This window comes from Alistipes sp. (assembly GCF_048465575.1).
GTDB lineage: Bacteria > Bacteroidota > Bacteroidia > Bacteroidales > Rikenellaceae > Alistipes.
This window is the reverse complement of sequence record NZ_DBFWLG010000019.1, coordinates 1-19,472: the sequence shown is the minus strand read 5'-3', so window position 1 is coordinate 19,472 and position 19,472 is coordinate 1. Positions and strand designations below refer to the sequence as shown.

The following is a 19,472-nucleotide window of genomic DNA, read 5'->3' as shown; positions in this document are numbered from 1 at the left end:
TTGCCTTTTTATTAAATAGGTATCCCTTGTCGCATGCGGATTTTCGATTTGCATGCGACAATTTTTTCATGTTTCCGGATAGAAAGTCCTCGCACGAAGAAATTCATGCGACTACCTTTGTTTGCAGTTTCAACCTAAAACACAACTGCAAATGAAAAAATTATTCCGACTGACGCTTTTGCTTCCGCTCCTTTTCGGAGCTTGCAACGACAACGACTACGGGACCCTGAGCGGGCGCATGGACGATCTGGAAGAACGAATCGACCGGCTCGAAAAACTTTGCGGGGAGATGAATGCGAATATCTCCGCGATGCAAACGCTGGTCGATGCGCTCGGCCAGGCCAAGAGCATCGAATCGGTCGATGCGCTGGTAAACGAGGGGGGGGGAGTCGTGGGTTACACCATTACGTTTACAGACGGCAAGACCATCCCTATCTACCACGGGACCAGTGCCGGAGCTCCCGTAATAGGGGTGGCGCAGGAGGGAGAGGATTACTACTGGACCGTGGACGGAGAGTGGCTTACGGCGTCCGACGGCAGCAAGATTCCGGCCCGGGGCGTTGAAGGCCCCAGCGGTGCTACGCCCCAACTGAAAATCGAAGAGGACTACTGGTGGGTTTCAACCGACAACGGTACGACATGGAATAAAATGGGCAAGGCGACGGGTGACGACGGCGACTCCTTTTTCAAATCGGTCACGCAGACACAGACCGAGGTAGTCTTCACCCTTGCGGACGGCACCGTCATCACGCTTCCGAAAGCCGACCGGCTCCGCATCGAGCTGGAAAGCAATTTGGTCAGCATCGCTGCCGACAGCCCGGTAACGGTCGCCTACAGCTTGCAAAATGTCACGGGAGAGGCCTCCGTCGAGATCGTCTCCTCGCAGGTCATCCGGGCCAAAGCCGAAGCACAAACGCCGACCTCCGGGGTCATTGTGCTCAGCACCTCCGACCCCGAAGCCATCGACGAATATACCCGGGTGCTGGTCTTCGCTTCGGATGACCTGCGCACGGCGATGGCCGCCATCACCTTTGAGTGCGGTATTCTGCGTGTCACGGACTCTTTCCAGGTGGACGCCAGTGAGCAGCAACTCATCGTTCCGGTCGAAACCGACATGGAGTATGCGGTCACGATCGAAGAGGGTGCCAAAAGCTGGATCTCCCAGCTCGAAACCCGGGCATTGCGTACCGACAACCTGGTCTTTCGGATCGGTGAAAATTCCGGTGCGGCACGCTCGGCTGTCATCCTGCTCACGGCGGGCGAGAAAGAGTACCCCGTTGTGGTGGCACAGGCCGGCAACGAAACACCCGATCCGGTCGATCCGCCCGTAACAGGCAATGTCGAACTGGACAAACTCTACGGATACGCCGAGGGAACGACCGGCGGCGCAGGTGCAACGGCGGCCCAGACCCATCATTTCGACAACGGCGACAAGTTCCGCGAGTGGCTCTATCTGCGCGAGAAGAACAAGGACCTGACTCCGGCAATCGTCTACCTGAGCGGAACGTTCACCAAGGATCAGGGCCGCGGAGGCAGCGACGCAAGTCCCTGGTTCGACATCAAACGAACGGGTAACCTCACCATCCTCGGTACCGACAACTTCGTGATGCAGAACATCGGTCTGTTCATCAACGACTCGGAGAATATCATCATCCGCAACCTATACATCAAGATGCCCAAAGCCAACAACGGAGCCGACGGTATCTCGATGCAGGAGAGCCATAACGTCTGGGTGGATCACTGCACGTTCGAGTCGGTCAACCAGACCAAAGACTACGAAGACGGCTCTTGCGACGTGACGCACGCCACCTACAACGTAACCGTTTCGTGGTGCCATTTCATCAAGACGCAGAAATCCTGTCTGGTAGGGCACTCCAACAGCGCTTCGGCCGACACGAAAATCAGCGTGACGTTCCACCACAACTATTTCGACCTCTCTTCGTCGCGCCATCCCCGGGTTCGGTTCGGCCGGGCACACGTTTACAACAATTTCTTCAACCAGGTGACCACCTACGGTGTCGGCAGTGCTTACGGCGCAATGGTGCTCGTCGAGGACAACCTCTTCGAAAGCGTCCAGCTGCCTACCGATATATGCACGTTCCCGGCCAAGCCGAGCGGCAGCAGCTGGGTGTCGAACCTCCAGGGCTCCGTCGCAGGATTCCTTTACGAGCGGGGCAACGTCTTTCTGAACCGGCCCGACAAGGCCATCGACCCCTACCCGTTCACCAACGTGGAGTGGAAAGCCTACAACGGCGAAAAACTCGCTTCGCCCTATACGTACAACGATTTCAAACCCGCCTACAACTACCTTGTGGACGAAGCCGAACAGCTTTCGACCATCGTACCCTCTTCGGCAGGCGTCGGGAAACTCCCGGGTTTGGCCAAGGCTCCCATCGAGGTGAACAACGGCGGAATCACCACCACCGATCCCGATCCGGGAACCGATCCCGACCCCGGTCCGCAGCCGGGCGGCAGCGACCTCGGAAATGGCTGGACCCTCTTTGCCAGCGGCAGCGCGTCACCGCAAGCCAGCCTCTCGGAGACCCTCACGCTGACGGCACAGGGCAAATTCGAGAGCGGCACGCAGACGTTCGGGTATGTCTGCCGCGAGGTGACGGGGGATTTCGAAGCCACGGTCACGGTCGATTCCTTTGAGACGCCGGGCATTTCGAACCAGTCACTGGCGGGCATTCTGCTCACCCCCGACATAACGGCTTCGGGAACCAATTTCCTGCACGTCATGGCGGCGGCAGCACCCGCAAACACCTACATGCGTTCGGTGCGCACGACGGTAGCGAACGCCTCCCGCGGAGCGATCACGGCGCCGGCAACCGTCGTCGAGGGGGCCAAACCGGTGCTCAAACTCGTCCGTGCGGGCAACGACTGTTCGATCAGCTATTCGCTGGACGTCGGCGCGACGTTCGGAAAAGCGCGGACGGAGTCCTTTGCCGAACTGCCCGAGACCGTTTATGTCGGTCTGGCGGTCAACAGCGGCAACAACAGCAAAACCGCCACGGCGGTGTTCAGCGAAATGACGCTCAACGGCGAGACGGTTCCCTTCGGCATGTAGCAAGGCCCACACCCGCGATAAGAACGGACGCTTCCACCGAAGCGTCCGTTATTCGTTTGGTACGACCGGGGACGAAGCAACCTTGGCCCTGCCTCCGACCGCCACCCCTCATCAAATAACGAAGATACTCCTATCCGATCAGGAGGTTCTATTCGCCGGTCGGAGCCCGAGCGGCTACAGATTGCGGTATTCGACCGTGATTCCGCTGCGCGGCAGGTTCACGATCCGGGTGAGACGTCCTTTCTGAATCTGGGAATTGCAACATTTCAGTTTTTTCAGCCGGAACTCATAGTCCCCCGGTTTCAGCCGGCAGTGGAACTTGCCGCTGCGGTCCAGTTCGCCCGTGAGGATCGGAGAGGAGGTATCTACCAGCGTATAAATATCCACCGAAGCCCCGGCTTCGAACTCCTCGGCATAGATAATATGCAGGTTGTCCTCGTCCTCATCCTTGGAGCATCCGAAAAGAGCTCCCGGCAACAAAAAGGGCCTCCCGCGAAAGCGGGAGACCCTTTTACTGTCACACGAACAACTCTACTGCGCCTGCTGGAGCGCCTCCAGTTCGGCCGTGGAGCCGACCACGAGGTTGTCGTAGTCCCGCAGGCCCGTGCCGCCGGGGATCAGGTGGCCGCAAATGACGTTCTCTTTGAGGTTCTCCAGCGGGTCGACCTTGGCCTGGATGGCCGCCTCGTTCAGCACCTTGGTGGTCTCCTGGAACGAAGCCGCCGAGATGAAGCTCGAGGTTTGCAAGGCCGCGCGGGTGATACCCTGCAACACTTGGGTCGAGGTCGCAGGCACGATGTCGCGCACCTGAACCGGGCGCAGGTCGCGCCGCTTGAGGCTCGAATTCTCGTCCCGCAGCTTGCGCAGCGAGACGATCTGTCCGGGCTGGAGCGCCGTGGAGTCGCCGGCTTCCACGACGACGACCTTGTCGTACAGCTCGTCGTTCACGTCCATGAACTCCCACTTGTCGACGACCTGGTCCTCGAAGAAGCGGGTGTCTCCCGGGTCCTCGATGCGCACCTTGTTCATCATCTGACGGACGATGACCTCGAAATGCTTGTCGTTGATCTTCACGCCCTGCATGCGGTAGACCTCCTGCACCTCGTTGACGATGTACTCCTGTACCCGGGTCGGTCCGAGGATGTTGAGGATGTCCGACGGAGTGATGGCGCCGTCCGAAAGCGGGCTGCCGGCCTTCACGTAGTCGTTCTCCTGCACGATGATCTGACGCGACAGGGGCACCAGGTAGCGCTTCACGTCGCCCTGCTTCGAGGTGATGACGATCTCGCGGTTACCGCGCTTGATCTTGCCGAACGTCACCTCGCCGTCGATCTCCGAGACGATGGCCGGGTTCGACGGGTTGCGGGCCTCGAAGAGCTCCGTCACGCGCGGCAGACCGCCCGTGATGTCGCCGCCCGACTTGCCGACGGCGCGCGGAATCTTGATGAGGATGTCGCCCGCCTTGATCTTGGCGTTGTCTTTGACGACCACGTGCGCCCCCACGGGCAGATTGTACTGCCTGACCTCCACGCCCTCCTTGTTGACGATCCGGATGACGGGGTTGCGGGTCTTGTCCTTGGACTCGACGACCACTTTCTCCGAGAGGCCCGTCTGCTCGTCGCGTTCGTCGCGGTAGGTGATGCCCTCGACGATGTTCTCGTAGGCGGCGCGACCCTCGAATTCCGAGATGATCACGGCGTTGTAGGGGTCCCACTCGCAAACAAGGTCGCCCTTATGCACCTCGGCGCCGTCCTGCATGAAGAGCGTGGCGCCGTAGGGCAGGTTGTGCGTATAGAGCACGATCTCGGTCTTGGGATCGACGATGCGGAACTCCGACTGGCGCGAGATGACGATGTCGATCGCCTCGCCCGCGGCGTTCTTGCCCTTGACGGTGCGCAGCTCGTCGATTTCGAGCCGTCCCTCGTATTTCGAAACGACGTTGGTCTCGACGGCCGTGCCGCCGGCCACGCCGCCGACGTGGAACGTACGGAGCGTAAGCTGCGTACCCGGCTCGCCGATCGACTGGGCGGCGATGACGCCCACGACCTCGCCTTTCTGGACCATGCGGGCCGTGGCCAGGTTGCGTCCGTAGCACTTGGCGCAGACGCCCCGGCGGGCTTCGCACGTGAGCACCGAACGGATCTCGACCGACTCGAGGGGCGATTTCTCGATCTCGTCGGCAATGGCCTCGGTGATCTCCTCGCCGGCCTTGCAGATCACCTCGCCCGTGAGCGGGTGGATCACGTCGTTCAGGGCCACGCGGCCCAGGATGCGGTCGTAAAGGGTCTGCACCACGTCGTCGTTGCGCTTGATGGCCGTAGCCGTCAGTCCGCGCAGCGTGCCGCAGTCCTCCTCGTTGATGATGACATCCTGCGCCACGTCGACCAGACGGCGCGTCAGGTAACCGGCGTCGGCCGTCTTGAGGGCCGTATCGGCCAGACCCTTGCGGGCGCCGTGCGTCGAGATGAAATATTCGAGCACCGAAAGGCCCTCCTTGAAATTCGAGAGGATCGGGTTCTCGATGACCTGCTGGCCGCCCTCGACGCCCGATTTCTGCGGCTTGGCCATCAGACCGCGCATGCCGCTGAGCTGACGGATCTGCTCTTTCGAACCGCGGGCGCCCGAGTCGAGCATCATGTAGACCGGGTTGAAGCCGTCGTCGTCCTTGACCAGGGTTTCGATCACCGCCTTGGTGAGCTTGGTATTGATGTTGGTCCAGACGTCGATGATCTGGTTGTAACGCTCGTTGTTGGTGATCAGACCCATGTTGTAGTCCTCCATGATCGCATCCGAGCGTTCGTAACCCTCCTGCACGAGCTGCTCTTTCTGGTCGGGAATAATCACGGCGTCGAGGTTGAACGACAGACCGCCGCGGAATGCCATGCGGTAGCCCATGTTCTTGATGTCGTCGAGGAACGCGGCCACCTTGTCGGCGCCGGCTTTCTTCATCACCACGGCAATGATGTCCCTCAGCGACCGCTTGGTCAGCACCTCGTTGATGTAGCCCACCTCCTTGGGAACCACCTGGTTGAAGAGGATGCGGCCGATGGTCGTCTCCTTGACCTCGCGGATCGGGTTGCCCGCTGCGTCAATGTCGTCCACCAGGCACTTGACGATGGCGTGCAGGTCGGCCTGCTTCTCGTTGTAGGCGATGATCGCTTCCTCGGGGCCGTAGAAGATGCGGCCCTCGCCCTTGACGCCCTTGCGGGGTTTGGTGATGTAGTAGAGGCCCAGGACCATGTCCTGCGAGGGCACGGTGATCGGGGCGCCGTTGGCGGGGTTCAGGACGTTGTGCGAGCCGAGCATCAGCAGCTGCGCCTCCAGGATGGCGGCGTTGCCCAGCGGCAGGTGGACGGCCATCTGGTCGCCGTCGAAGTCGGCGTTGAACGCCGTACAGGCCAGCGGATGGAGCTGCATGGCCTTGCCCTCGATCAGTTTGGGCTGGAACGCCTGGATACCCAGGCGGTGCAGCGTCGGGGCGCGGTTCATCAGCACGGGGTGGCCCTTGATGACGTTCTCCAGAATGCCCCAGATCACGGGGTCTTTCCTGTCGATGATCTTCTTGGCCGACTTGACGGTCTTGACGATGCCGCGCTCGATCAACTTGCGGATCACGAACGGCTTGTACAATTCGGCGGCCATGTCCTTGGGAATACCCATCTCGTGCATCTTCAGCTCGGGACCCACGACGATGACCGAACGGGCCGAGTAATCGACGCGCTTACCCAGCAGGTTCTGGCGGAAGCGGCCCTGCTTGCCCTTGAGCGAATCGGAGAGCGATTTGAGCGGGCGGTTCGACTCGTTCTTCACGGCATTCGACTTGCGCGAGTTGTCGAAGAGCGAGTCGACGGCCTCCTGCAACATGCGTTTCTCGTTGCGCAGAATCACCTCGGGGGCCTTGATCTCGATCAGGCGCTTGAGGCGGTTGTTGCGGATGATGACGCGGCGGTAGAGGTCGTTCAAATCCGATGTGGCGAAGCGGCCGCCGTCGAGCGGCACCAGCGGGCGCAGCTCGGGCGGAATGACGGGAATGACGTTCAGCACCATCCACTCGGGCTTGTTCTTGCCCTCCGAGGCGCGGAACGACTCGATGACATTGAGGCATTTCAGCGCCTCGGACTTGCGCTGCTGCGAGGTCTCGGTCGAGGCTTTGTGCCGCAGGGCGTAGGACATGGAATCGAGGTCCACCTGTCTGAGCAGCGCCAGCACGGCCTCGGCGCCCATCTGGGCGACGAACTTGTTGGGGTCGCTGTCGTCGAGCGACTGGTTGCCCTTGGGCAGCGCGGCCAGCACATCGAGATACTCTTTCTCCGAGAGGGTCTGCAAGCGCTCGATGCCCTGCTCCGAAGCGGCGCCGGCGTTGATCACGACGTAGCGCTCGTAGTAGATGATCGCCTCGAGCTTCTTGGAGGGAATACCCAGCAGATAGCCGATCTTCGAGGGCAGCGAACGGAAATACCAGATGTGGACCACCGGAACCACCAGCGAGATGTGGCCCATGCGCTCGCGGCGCACCTTTTTCTCGGTCACCTCCACGCCGCAGCGGTCGCAGACGATCCCCTTGTAGCGGATGCGCTTGTACTTGCCGCAGTGGCACTCGTAGTCCTTGACCGGACCGAAGATGCGCTCGCAGAACAGACCGTCCCGCTCGGGCTTGTAGGTACGGTAGTTGATGGTCTCGGGCTTGAGCACCTCGCCGCTCGACTGGGCCAGAATCTCCTCGGGGGAGGCCAGGCCGATCGAAATCCGGCTGTAACCGTTGTTCGTCTTATTGTCTTTGGAAATGGACATATTTGTTTTCGTTTTTCTTTTCCTCGTAAATTTCCCTTACTCCAGTTTGACCGAGAGGGCCAGACCGCGCAGCTCGTGCAGCAGCACGTTCATCGCCTCCGGAATACCCGGCTTGGGCAGGTTCTCGCCCTTGACGATGGCCTCGTACGCCTTGGCGCGGCCCATCACGTCGTCGGACTTGATCGTCAGAATCTCCTGCAGGATGTTGGCGGCGCCGAAGCCTTCGAGCGCCCAGACCTCCATCTCGCCGAAACGCTGACCGCCGAACTGGGCCTTACCGCCCAAGGGCTGCTGCGTAATCAGGGAGTAGGGACCGATCGAACGGGCGTGCATCTTGTCGTCGATCATGTGGCCCAGCTTGAGCATGTAGATCACGCCCACGGTGGCCGGCTGGTCGAACATTTCTCCCGTGCCGCCGTCGTAGAGGTAGGTGCGTCCGCTGTGCGGAATACCGGCCTGGGCCGTGTACTCGTTGATCTGGTCGAGCGAGGCGCCGTCGAAGATCGGGGTGGCGAATTTCAGCCCCAGCTCGCGGCCGGCCCAGCCCAGCACGGTCTCGTAAATCTGCCCCAGGTTCATACGCGAGGGCACGCCCAGCGGGTTGAGGCAGATGTCGACAATGGTGCCGTCTTCGAGGAACGGCATGTCCTCGTCGCGCACGATGCGGGCCACGATGCCCTTGTTGCCGTGGCGTCCGGCCATCTTGTCGCCCACCTTGAGTTTGCGCTTCTTGGCGATGTAGACCTTGGCCATCTGGATCACGCCCGTCTGCGGCAGCTCGTCGCCGTTGGTGAGGTTGTATTTCTCGCGCTTGATCGCCGCGTCGGCCTTTTTCCACTCGATCGTGTAGTTGTTGATCGTGGCTTCGATCAGCGCGTCGGTGTGCGCATCGCCCGTCCACTTGCAGGAGCCCAGATTGAGGTAGCCCATCGCCACGCCGGTCTTCTCGTCCGACGATTTGCGGGCGATCTCGTCGAGCAGCTTCTGCGAGAATTTGGTGCCGGCCGGATAGAGCTCGACGCCGAAATAGTCGGTGATGCCCTGCGCGGTCTTGCCTTGCAGCAGCGACCAGAGTTTCTGCACGAGGCGCTTGGTCAGCTCCGCGATCTCCGAAGCAAATTTCTCGTCGAGCTTCTCCAGCAGCGCCTTCTCGGCCGTCTTGCCCTTCTTGCCCTCCTTGTTGGCGCGGCTGTACAGGGTCGTGCCGATGACCACGCCGTGCAGCGACGGCTGGGCCTTGAGCGAAGCGTCCTTCACGTCGCCGGCCTTGTCGCCGAAGATGGCGCGCAGCAGCTTCTCCTCGGGCGAGGGATCGCTTTCGCCCTTGGGGGTGATCTTGCCGATGAGGATGTCGCCCGGGTGGACGTTGGCGCCGATGCGGATCACGCCGTTGGCGTCGAGGTCCTTGGTGGCCTCCTCCGAGACGTTGGGAATGTCCGATGTCAGTTCCTCGACGCCGCGCTTGGTGTCGCGCACCTCCATGATGTACTCGTCGACGTGGACCGAGGTGAAGATGTCCTCGCGCTGGATGCGCTCCGAGATGACGATGGCGTCCTCGAAATTGTACCCTTTCCAGGGCATGAACGCCACCTTGAGGTTGCGGCCCAGGGCCAGCTCGCCGCGCTCGGTCGAGTAGCCCTCGGTGAGAATCTGCCCTTTAGTAACTTTGTCCCCCGTCAAGACGGTGGGCTTGAGGGTCACCGAGGTATTCTGGTTGGTACGGCGGTAGCGCGGGAGTTCGTAGGTGGTGATCTCGGGCGCGAACGAGGCGAGCACCTCGTCCTCCGTGCGCTTGTAGCGTATCTGGATCTTCGCGGCGTCGGCGAAGACCACCTCGCCGTCGCCCTCGGCCACGATCTGGATGCGGCTGTCGGAGATCATGTCGCGCTCGATGCCCGTGCCCACGATCGGAGCCTCGGAGGTCACCAGCGGCACGGCCTGGCGCATCATGTTCGAACCCATCAGCGCGCGGTTGGCGTCGTCGTGCTCGAGGAACGGGATGAGGCTGGCGGCGATCGAGGCGATCTGGTTGGGCGCCACGTCCATCAGGTTCACCTCGTCGGCCGTGACGACCGGGAAATCGGCGCCCTGACGCGCCTTGATGCGGTCGGGTTGCAGGAAATGGCCCTCCTCGTCGATGGGCATGTTCGACTGCGCGACGATCTTGCCCTCCTCCTCTTCGGCCGAGTAGTAGCGGATGTGCGAGTTGTCGAGGTCGATCTTCCCGCCCTCGACCGTCCGGTAGGGGGTCTCGATGAATCCCATCGGCGAAATCTTCGCATAGACGCACAGCGACGAGATCAGACCGATGTTCGGTCCCTCGGGCGACTCGATCGGGCAGAGACGGCCGTAGTGGGTGTAGTGGACGTCGCGGACCTCGAACCCGGCGCGGTCGCGCGACAGACCGCCGGGGCCGAGGGCCGAGAGGCGGCGCTTGTGCGTGATTTCAGCCAGCGGGTTGATCTGGTCCATGAACTGCGAGAGCTGCGAGGTGCCGAAGAACGAGTTGATCACCGACGAGAGCGTCTTGGCGTTGATCAGGTCCACGGGGGTGAAGACCTCGTTGTCGCGCACGTTCATGCGCTCGCGGATCGTGCGCGCCATGCGCACGAAGCCCACCGAGAACTGGTTCGAGAGCTGCTCGCCCACGGTGCGCACGCGACGGTTCGACAGGTGGTCGATGTCGTCCACGTCGGCCTTGGAGTTGATCAACTGGATCAGGTACTTGATGATGGCGATGATGTCCTCGCGCGTCAGGGTGCGGATGGCCGGGTCGGTGTCCAGCGACAGCTTCTTGTTGATGCGGTAGCGGCCCACGTCGCCCAGGTCGTAACGCTTGTCCGAGAAGAAGAGTTTCTCGATCACGTCGCGTGCCGTGGCCTCATCGGGCGGCTCCGAGGCGCGCAGCTGGCGGTAGATGTAGACCACGGCCTCCTTTTCGGAGTTGCAGGGGTCCTTTTGCAGCGTGTTGTAGATGATCGAAAAGTCGATGCCCGACTGGTTCTCCTTGTGCAGCAGAATCGTCTTGGCGCCCGACTCGATGATCTGGTCGACGTGCTCCTCCTGGAGCACCGTCTCGCGGTCGACGATCACGTTGTTGCGCTCGATGGAGACCACCTCGCCCGTGTCCTCGTCGACGAAATCCTCGACCCAGGTCGAGAGCACCCGCGCCGCGAGCTTGCGGCCCACGGCTTTCTTGAGGTTGGTCTTCGAGACTTTCACCTCGTCGGCCAGGTCGAAGATCTCCAGAATCTGCTGGTCGGCCTCGTAGCCGATGGCGCGCAGCAGCGTGGTGACCGGGAGCTTCTTCTTGCGGTCGATGTAGGCGTACATCACGTTGTTGATGTCCGTAGCGAACTCGATCCACGAACCCTTGAACGGAATGATTCGCGCCGAGTAGAGTTTGGTGCCGTTGGTGTGCATGCTCTGACCGAAGAAGACGCCCGGCGAGCGGTGCAGCTGGGAGACGATGACGCGCTCGGCACCGTTGATGACGAACGTGCCGCGCTCGGTCATGTAGGGGATCGTACCGAAATAGACGTCCTGAACGACGACGCCGAAATCTTCGTGTTCGTCGTCCGTGCAGTAAAGCTTCAGCTTGGCTTTGAGGGGGACGCTGTATGTCAACCCGCGCTCCAGACACTCCTCGATCGAGTAACGCGGCGGGTCGATATAGTAATCGATAAACTCCAGGACAAAATTGTTCCGGGTATCCGTAATGGGGAAATTTTCCTGGAAGACCCTGTACAGGCCCTCGTTCTTACGGTTTTCGGCCGTGGTATCCATTTGGAAAAAATCCCGGAATGATTTGAGCTGTACCTCCAGCAGATCCGGGTACGGGACCCGGTTCCTGACTGTCGAAAAGCTAATTCTTTGTTGTGTTTTTGCTGTGGACATCGTGTGATCCAAATTATGTTCGATGTGTTATTTCGGTGGGTTACGCTCCCGAAAAAAGCGAGGGCTTCCGTCTATCCCGCCAATGCTCCCGTTGAAAGGCCGCAAGGCCCGGGAGCATCGTCTTCCAAAGAGTGGACACAGCTCCGATTCGGCACTTCCAGTCTTTAGACCAAGAAAAGGCATAGAGCCAACACGCCGGTTAGCCCTATACCTGTTTCGCCTATTGTCGGCTCAGCAGCAAATGCTACTTGAGCTCGACTTCAGCACCTGCCTCCTCGAGCTGGCCTTTGATCTGCTCGGCCTCCTCCTTGGAAACACCCTCCTTGACAGCCTTGGGAGCACCGTCGACGAGCGCTTTGGCGTCGCCCAGCGAAAGGCCGGCGATCTCTTTCACGGCCTTGATGACCTGGAGCTTGGCCTGACCGGCGCTCTTCAGGATCACGTCGAACGACGTCTTCTCGGCAACAGCGGCCTCGCCTGCGCCGGCAGCGGGAGCTGCCACGGCCACAGCGGCAGCAGCCGGCTCGATGCCGTACTCCTCCTTGAGGATCTGAGCGAGTTCGTTTACCTCGGTAACCTTCAGGTTAACCAGTTCTTCAGCAAGTTTCTTTACGTCTGCCATAGTTGTAAGCTTATTAAATTTTGTTTTGAATTCCTGTTGTGATTAGTTGTTTCTCGATTCGAGCGTCTTGACGAGGCCCGCAATCTTTTGACCTGCACTGGCCTGCAATGCAGAAATAACATTCTTCGCCGGAGATTGCAGCAGGGCGATGATGTCGCCGATGAGCTCCTCCTTGGATTTGATGTTGCACAGCGCGTCCAGCTGGTTGTCGCCGATGTAGACGCACCCCTCGGCAAACGCCGCTTTGAGCACGGGTTTCTCCGATTTCTTGCGGAACTCCTTGATCAGCACGGCCGGTGCTTTCGCAACATGGGTGAACAGCACCGAGGTCGGACCCTCCAGTACCTTGACCAGCTCGGCATCCGCCATCTCCACCTTTTCGAGCGCTTTCGACAGCAGGGTGTTCTTCACCACCACCAGCTTGACGTCGCTCTCGAAGCACTTGCGGCGCAACGTAGCGGTCTGCTCGGCGTTGAGCGCCTCGATGTCGGCGATATAAAAATGAGGATAGGCCCGGAGCTGCTCGGCAAGGCTGTCGATAACAACCATCTTTTCTTCCTTAGTCATCTCTTCTCTCCTCCTTTTTATTTGGTTTCAACTGATTTGGAATCGATCTGCAAGCCGGGACTCATCGTGGTCGAGAGATAGACGCTCTTCACGTAAGACCCTTTCGCAGCAGCCGGTTTGAGCTTCAGAATCATGTTCAGCACCTCCTTGGCGTTTTCGACGATCTGCTCGGGCGTAAACGAGACCTTGCCCACCGACGTGTGGATGATACCGAACTTGTCGACCTTGAAATCGATCTTACCGGCCTTGACCTCCTGCACGGCCTTGCCGACCTCCATCGTGACCGTACCGGTCTTGGGGTTGGGCATCAGGCCGCGGGGACCCAGAATACGGCCCAGCGCGCCCACCTTGCCCATCACGTTCGGGGTGCAGATGATCACGTCGACGTCGGTCCAGCCGGACTTGATCTTGTCGACGTACTCGTCCAGTCCGACGTAATCGGCACCGGCAGCCTGCGCTTCGGCCTCCTTTTCGGGAGTACAGAGCACCAGCACGCGGACGGTCTTGCCCGTACCGTGGGGCAGCGTCACCACGCCGCGGACCATCTGGTTCGCCTTGCGGGGGTCTACGCCCAGACGGACATCGACGTCGACCGAAGCATCGAATTTCGTGAAAGTGATTTCCTTCAGAAGAGCGGCGGCCTCCGACAGCTTGTAAGCCTTCCCGGCTTCCACCTTGGCGCAGGCGATTTTTTGATTTTTTGTCAACTTACTCATCTTACGTTACATGTTAGGAAATTCACCGACGACATTGATACCCATACTGCGGGCAGTACCGGCAACCATGCGCATAGCGGACTCCAGGGTAAAGCAGTTCATGTCAGGCATTTTGTCCTGAGCGATCTCACGAACCTGGTCCCACGTCACCTGCCCCACCTTGTCGCGGTTGGGCTGTGCGGAACCCGTCTGGATTTTCGCTGCTTCCTTGAGCTGGACGGCTACGGGCGGCTGTTTTACAACGAAATCGAACGACTTATCGCTGTAAACGGTGATGATGACCGGAAGAACCTTGCCGGCCTTGTCCTGGGTGCGCGCATTGAACTGCTTGCAGAAGTCCATGATATTGACTCCCTTAGAACCCAATGCGGGACCCACCGGGGGCGAAGGATTGGCGGCACCACCTTTGATCTGCAATTTAATAAATGCAGCAACCTCTTTTGCCATAGTTTTCCTTGTTAATTATTCTTTTTCTACTTGTGTGAAACTCAACTCCATGGGAGTTTTGCGCCCGAATATCTTCACCGATACCGTGAGTTTCTTGCGCTCATTATCAACGGCCTCGATGGTACCTTGGAAGCTTGAGAAAGGACCATCGGTGACCTTGACGGTCTCGCCGACGAAGAATGGTGTTTCGTTCTCCTCCTCCATCGCATTCATCTCATCGACGCGACCGAGGATGCGCGCCACCTCTTGTGGACGAAGCGGCGTGGCATTCATTTTGCGGCTGTCCTCCTTGGTATCGCCCAAAAAGCCCAGCACGTTGGGGGTATTACGAATCAGAATCGGAATCTGACCAACGAACGCAGCCTCGACCAGCACGTAGCCGGGGTAGGAGACTTTCTCCTTGGAGACTTTCTTGCCGTTGCGGATGGTATAGACTTTCTCGGTGGGGATCAGCACCTGGGAGATGTACTCCTCGAGGTGGTTGTGGCGAACCTCGGCCTCGATGTACTCCTTGACCTTGTTCTCCTTACCGCCGATCGCCCGGACGACATACCACTGTTTCTTGATTTCGCTCATCTTTCGCAGCAACAATTATCGGCCGAGATTGCCCAGTGCCCGGTAGATGGCGTCCATCACGTTCTCGAACGTAACGTCCATGGCCAGCACGACCACCGCGAAGATGACCGAAGCCACCATCACCACGATCGTGGAGCTCTGGAGCTGCACGAACGTGGGCCACGTCACCTTGTTTACCAGTTCGTTGTAGGATTCTTTGATGTAATTCAGCATAACTTTCTTCCTTTATTCTCAGCAGGAGCAGAGAGATTCGAACTCCCATCAACGGTTTTGGAGACCGCTATTCTACCCTTGAACTATGCTCCTAAAAAGGGAGGCGGCACGGTGATACCGCCTCCCGGATGTTATCGTGTGAAACTATTTCACGATTTTCAGAATCTGACCGGCACCTACCGTACGGCCGCCCTCGCGGATTGCGAAACGCAGACCCTCGTTCAGCGCGACGGGGTAGATCAGCTTCACGGTGATGGTCACGTGGTCGCCCGGCATGACCATGTCCACGCCTGCGGGCAGGTGCACCTCACCCGTTACGTCCATCGTACGCAGGTAGAACTGCGGGCGGTAGTTGTTGTGGAACGGCGTGTGGCGGCCACCCTCCTCTTTCTTGAGGATGTAGACCTCGGCCTCGAACTCGGTGTGCGGGGTGATCGACTTGGGAGCAGCCACGACCATGCCGCGCTTCACGTCCTTCTTGTCGATACCGCGGAGCAGCAGACCCACGTTGTCGCCGGCCTCGCCCTGATCGAGCAGCTTGCGGAACATCTCCACGCCGGTGCAGGTCGAGGTGAGGGTCTTCTCCTCCAGACCGATGATCTCGACGGGATCGCCCACGTGGATGATACCGGTCTCGATACGGCCCGTTACGACGGTGCCGCGGCCGGTGATCGAGAATACGTCCTCGACGGGCATCAGGAACGGCTTCTCGTTCTCACGCTGCGGGATGGGAATGTATTCGTCGACGGCAGCCATGAGCTCCATGACCTTGTCCTCCCACTTGGCCTCGCCGTTCAGGCCGCCCAGTGCGGAACCGCGGATGATGGGGGCGTTGTCGCCGTCGTACTCGTATTTCGAAAGCAGGTCGCGGACCTCCATCTCGACCAGGTCGAGCATTTCGGGATCGTCCACCATGTCGCACTTGTTCAGGAAAACGACGATACGCGGAACGTTCACCTGACGGGCCAGCAGTACGTGCTCGTTGGTCTGGGGCATCGGACCGTCGGTAGCGGCAACGACCAGGATGGCGCCGTCCATCTGAGCGGCACCCGTTACCATGTTTTTCACGTAGTCGGCGTGTCCGGGGCAGTCCACGTGGGCGTAGTGGCGGTTGGCCGTCTGGTACTCGACGTGCGAGGTGTTGATCGTGATACCGCGCTCTTTCTCCTCGGGTGCGTTGTCGATCGAATCGAACGAACGGAGCTCCGACAGACCTTTCTTAGCCAGAACGGTCGTGATAGCGGCGGTAAGGGTCGTCTTACCGTGGTCTACGTGACCGATGGTACCGATGTTGACATGCGGTTTCGACCGGTCGAATTTTTCTTTTGCCATAGTATTAAGTATTTAAAGTATTGTTAAAAATTGCCTAAAAGTTTTAAAATTCATTTCGCAGAACGGGCGGCGACGCACCCTCGGTCCAGAAGACCTGCATCGCACGCCGCTCGGCGCGATCTGGAGCGGAAGACGAGGCTCAAACTCGCGACCCTCAGCTTGGAAGGCTGATGCTCTATCAACTGAGCTACTTCCGCAAAAATATACCGTATCAGAGTCAGCCCTCCCGCTTGCGAACGTCCGCATTTTCGGGACGCCGCACAGGTCTTGCAACTCCAACCGGCACTCTTTTTTATCAGTGGGAAGTGATGGATTCGAACCACCGAAGGCGTAAGCCAGCAGATTTACAGTCTGCCCCATTTGGCCACTCTGGTAACTTCCCTTGTCTTTGTGCTCCCTTTTCCGCGTCTGGCATTGCGCGCCGCTCGGGTTTTCCTTATTTCCGGAGGAATTGGCTCGTGTCCCTCGGCTCTGCGCCTCGCTCCACGTCGCCCATCCCTTGCGGGGGAGGCTTTCGTTCGGCCGCTGTCCGGTTGACGCAAAAGCCGCTTCGTTTCTTCGAAACTCCCGCATCTGAAAATCTTTGTCCGCACGAGGCGAGCCTCTCGCTGCCAAATTTTTTCAACTGCGCCGCCAAGGCGGGCGTCTTTTTGCTCTTCCCTCGATCGGCTTTCCGAGCCGATGGAGGGATTCGAACCCCCGACCAGCTGATTACAAATCAGCTGCTCTGGCCAACTGAGCTACATCGGCATAATCGACCGTTTTGGATTGCAAAAGTAGGCATAAAAAATTTATCCCGCAAATTATCGGCGAATAAATTTTCTACTTTTTCACTCTTCTCAAAGAACCCGGCGCTTTCCTCCCGGCAAATGGGATGAAATCGGGTGCAAAGATAGGAAAAGTTTTGGATAACGCAACAGCCTGCGCAAAAAATATCACACTCCGCGCCGAACCGTGCCACCGGCGGGCCTTAATTACGCGCAGGTCACCCCTCCTTGATCGAGGCGATCAACTGGGCGGGCGTGGCTTGCAGGTAGTTTTTGCAGAAGCGGCTGAACTGGGTGTAGTGGTGGAAACCGTACTTGTCCATGAGCACCTTGGTGCTGTCCTCGCCGTCGCGTATGTCCGCAAAGATCTTCATCGCTTTCTGGCGCATCATCCAGTGGTAGACGCTGTCGTTGAAATGCTCGGCGAAACGGCGCTTGAAGACCGAAAGGCTCATGCCCGCCAGTGCGGCCAGTTCGGCCACGCCCTGCGCCTTGTCGTAGTTGTTGCAGACGAAGACGCGGAAATTGTCCTGCGGCTGAATCATCGACTGGAAGAAATAGGCGTGTTCGGTCGGGGTATAGAGTACTTTTATCATCATGAAGAGCTCGGTGGCTTTCATCTTCTGGTAGCGGGCGCATTCGCACAACTCGGGAACGGAGAAGAGGTCGGCGAAGAGGCGTTCGACGGTCGGGTGCATCGAGAGCGTGGGTACCGACTCGGTGGGGATCACCGAGTCGTAGGGCATCGAGCGGTCGAAAATATCCTGCTCGCAGAACTCGATGCGGTGGATCAGCGAGAGCACCACCACCCGGGCTTCGTCCTGCGCCGTAGCCATGTAGCGCTCGCCGCGCGACAGGCAGGCGCACTGCTTCGAGGTGACGAGTTTAACGGCCGGGCCGCACTCCAGCTTGAGCGTTCCGCTCAGGACGAAGAGAATGCGGACCATGCGGTCGGCCGGGAATGTGACGCCCTCGCCGGCGGCAAACTCCCGCTGCGCGAACCGGCAGTAGGTCGATTCGCCGATGCGGCGAAACGGTGCAGGAAATGTAGGACAACTACTACAATCCGCAGGACATCCTTCTTTCAGTGCCGGCTCCACAAACTGCGGTTTGGGTTGAGAATCCATCGTTCTTGTTTCGAAAATTGAGTTTTCAAAGGTACAAAAAAATTCAAAACCGCAAATAAACGGAGCCCCGCGAAGCAAAAAAATCCCCGCCGAAACGGGGATAAATGCGGCACGAACAGCCCGAAAAGTTATTTATAGCTGATGATGAGCACCTTGGAGGAGTCCCAGAAACGGGCCGGATCGGTGATGACCAGCCGCTCCACGACCTTGTCCGCTCCGGTTTCCAGTTCGAAAGAGCCTTCGGGATGCGTCGTCACGACGGTCACTCGCTTTTTTCCGACGGGAATTTCGGTCAGCAGCCGCGAATCGGCCCGGGTGAAACTGTCGAGGTTGGTGTTGCGCCCAGCTGTCAGCGTTCTTCCGATGAAGCCCTGTTTGTCGATGATCTGCGCTTCGCGCAGCTCTTTCTCGGTACCTATGATATAATAAACGGTGTTGAGCCGGTTTTCCAGTTCGGTCTTTTCGCGGCTGAGCGTATCCACCCGAGCCCCGCGCTCGGCGACCTGCTCGGTCAGCGTTTGCACCTCGACCCCCTTTTGCGCCAGGTTTTCGTGCAACTGCGCAACCTCGGCGCTCTTCCGGGCGAGTTGCTCGTTGAGGTCGGCGATCATCTTCTCCAACCCCGTGATCCGCAGGTTGGCCTTGCGCAACTGCGATGCCGCGCGCTGGAGCGAAGCGATCTTCGATTTGTTCTCCTGCAACAGCCGGTCGATAGCCGCGATGTCGTTGCGGATCTCCCCGGCCGGGCGCCGTCCTCCCTCGCTCTCTTCGGCCAGCGAGATCAGGTTCTCGCGTGAACGGATCTGCGCCAGGTTCTCCGAGATGGCGTTGATGTCTTCGAAGACGGCGTTGATGAGCGAATCCTTGGCCGAAACCACCTGCACGAGCGAATCGCGCTGCCCCTCGACCGCGAGGACCGTCTTTTTGCCTGCACACGACGAGAGGAGCGTCAGCGCACCCATCGTCGCAAAAATGATAAATTTCATAACCAACAAACTTTTTTGTTGCTTGCCCGCGACAAATATACGCATTAAAACGGCAGGCTGTACGAAAAAATCGCATCGGAGGATAAAAAAAGAGGGCCGCACCCGGTGCAGCCCTCTTTTTTCGACGCGAAACTTTTTATTTCGCGTTTTTCTTATCGTAGCGTTTTGCGTAACGGCTCATAAACTTATCGACGCGACCGGCGGTGTCAACCAACTTCATCTTGCCCGTGTAGAACGGGTGCGAGGTGTTGGAAATTTCCATCTTATACACGGGATAGGTTTCGCCGTTCACTTCGATGGTCTCTTTTGTCGAAACGGCGGACCGGCACAAAAACACGACGTCGTTGGACATGTCCTTGAA

14 protein-coding genes and 4 tRNA genes are annotated in these 19,472 nt (G+C 59.1%); 1 reads left to right on the top strand and 17 read right to left on the bottom strand.

The features are described 5' to 3' along the window. The first annotated feature begins 151 nt into the window (after positions 1-151). Positions 152-3,070, top strand: coding sequence for a PL29 family lyase N-terminal domain-containing protein (locus ACMQ11_RS05925; protein WP_418991843.1), 2,919 nt, complete (start codon positions 152-154; stop codon positions 3,068-3,070). Positions 3,071-3,244: 174 nt separating this feature from the next. On the opposite strand, the gene ACMQ11_RS05920 is transcribed toward ACMQ11_RS05925, so the two are convergent. From ACMQ11_RS05920 to ACMQ11_RS05840, 17 genes are all read right to left on the bottom strand, one after another. Further along, a complete protein-coding gene (locus tag ACMQ11_RS05920; RefSeq protein WP_418991842.1) occupies positions 3,245-3,547 on the bottom strand; it encodes a hypothetical protein in 303 nt (100 codons plus the stop codon). Positions 3,548-3,601: 54 nt separating this feature from the next. Next, entirely contained in the window at positions 3,602-7,861 is a 4,260-nt protein-coding gene (gene rpoC / locus ACMQ11_RS05915) for a DNA-directed RNA polymerase subunit beta' (RefSeq protein ID WP_418991841.1), read from the bottom strand. A gap of 36 nt (positions 7,862-7,897) precedes the next feature. Further along, entirely contained in the window at positions 7,898-11,758 is a 3,861-nt protein-coding gene (rpoB, locus tag ACMQ11_RS05910; RefSeq protein WP_418991840.1) for a DNA-directed RNA polymerase subunit beta, read from the bottom strand. Positions 11,759-12,002: 244 nt separating this feature from the next. Further along, positions 12,003-12,380, bottom strand: a complete 378-nt coding sequence (rplL, locus tag ACMQ11_RS05905; protein WP_418991839.1) for a 50S ribosomal protein L7/L12 — start codon at positions 12,378-12,380, stop codon at positions 12,003-12,005. A gap of 42 nt (positions 12,381-12,422) precedes the next feature. Next, positions 12,423-12,947 (bottom strand): 50S ribosomal protein L10, encoded by a 525-nt coding sequence (rplJ, locus tag ACMQ11_RS05900; protein ID WP_418991838.1) that lies wholly within the window; start codon positions 12,945-12,947, stop codon positions 12,423-12,425. A 17-nt stretch (positions 12,948-12,964) separates the two neighbouring features. Continuing rightward, positions 12,965-13,663: a 50S ribosomal protein L1 gene (rplA, locus tag ACMQ11_RS05895; RefSeq protein ID WP_418991837.1), complete on the bottom strand. Its 699-nt coding sequence runs from the start codon at positions 13,661-13,663 to the stop codon at positions 12,965-12,967. A gap of 6 nt (positions 13,664-13,669) precedes the next feature. Next, positions 13,670-14,110 carry a 50S ribosomal protein L11 gene (gene rplK, locus ACMQ11_RS05890; protein ID WP_418991836.1) on the bottom strand — a complete coding sequence of 147 codons (441 nt, stop codon included), beginning with the start codon at positions 14,108-14,110 and terminating at the stop codon, positions 13,670-13,672. Positions 14,111-14,125: 15 nt separating this feature from the next. Further along, positions 14,126-14,686, bottom strand: a complete 561-nt coding sequence (gene nusG / locus ACMQ11_RS05885) for a transcription termination/antitermination protein NusG (RefSeq protein WP_418991835.1) — start codon at positions 14,684-14,686, stop codon at positions 14,126-14,128. Positions 14,687-14,701: 15 nt separating this feature from the next. Beyond that, positions 14,702-14,899: a preprotein translocase subunit SecE gene (gene secE, locus ACMQ11_RS05880; RefSeq protein WP_418991834.1), complete on the bottom strand. Its 198-nt coding sequence runs from the start codon at positions 14,897-14,899 to the stop codon at positions 14,702-14,704. A gap of 22 nt (positions 14,900-14,921) precedes the next feature. Then, positions 14,922-14,992 (bottom strand) — tRNA-Trp (locus ACMQ11_RS05875). A gap of 51 nt (positions 14,993-15,043) precedes the next feature. Next, on the bottom strand, positions 15,044-16,231 hold the full coding sequence (gene tuf / locus ACMQ11_RS05870) for an elongation factor Tu (RefSeq protein ID WP_418991833.1): 1,188 nt from the start codon (positions 16,229-16,231) through the stop codon (positions 15,044-15,046). 121 nt (positions 16,232-16,352) lie between these two features. Continuing rightward, positions 16,353-16,428, bottom strand: a tRNA-Gly gene (locus tag ACMQ11_RS05865). 102 nt (positions 16,429-16,530) lie between these two features. Beyond that, positions 16,531-16,613: transfer RNA gene (locus tag ACMQ11_RS05860), tRNA-Tyr, on the bottom strand. Positions 16,614-16,907: 294 nt separating this feature from the next. Beyond that, a tRNA-Thr gene (locus ACMQ11_RS05855) sits at positions 16,908-16,981 on the bottom strand. A gap of 235 nt (positions 16,982-17,216) precedes the next feature. Beyond that, on the bottom strand, positions 17,217-18,125 hold the full coding sequence (locus ACMQ11_RS05850) for a helix-turn-helix domain-containing protein (protein ID WP_418991832.1): 909 nt from the start codon (positions 18,123-18,125) through the stop codon (positions 17,217-17,219). 128 nt (positions 18,126-18,253) lie between these two features. Continuing rightward, positions 18,254-19,111, bottom strand: coding sequence for a hypothetical protein (locus ACMQ11_RS05845; protein ID WP_418991831.1), 858 nt, complete (start codon positions 19,109-19,111; stop codon positions 18,254-18,256). A gap of 136 nt (positions 19,112-19,247) precedes the next feature. Next, the coding region (locus tag ACMQ11_RS05840) for a type B 50S ribosomal protein L31 (protein ID WP_418991830.1) at positions 19,248-19,472 on the bottom strand (225 nt) is incomplete at its 5' end.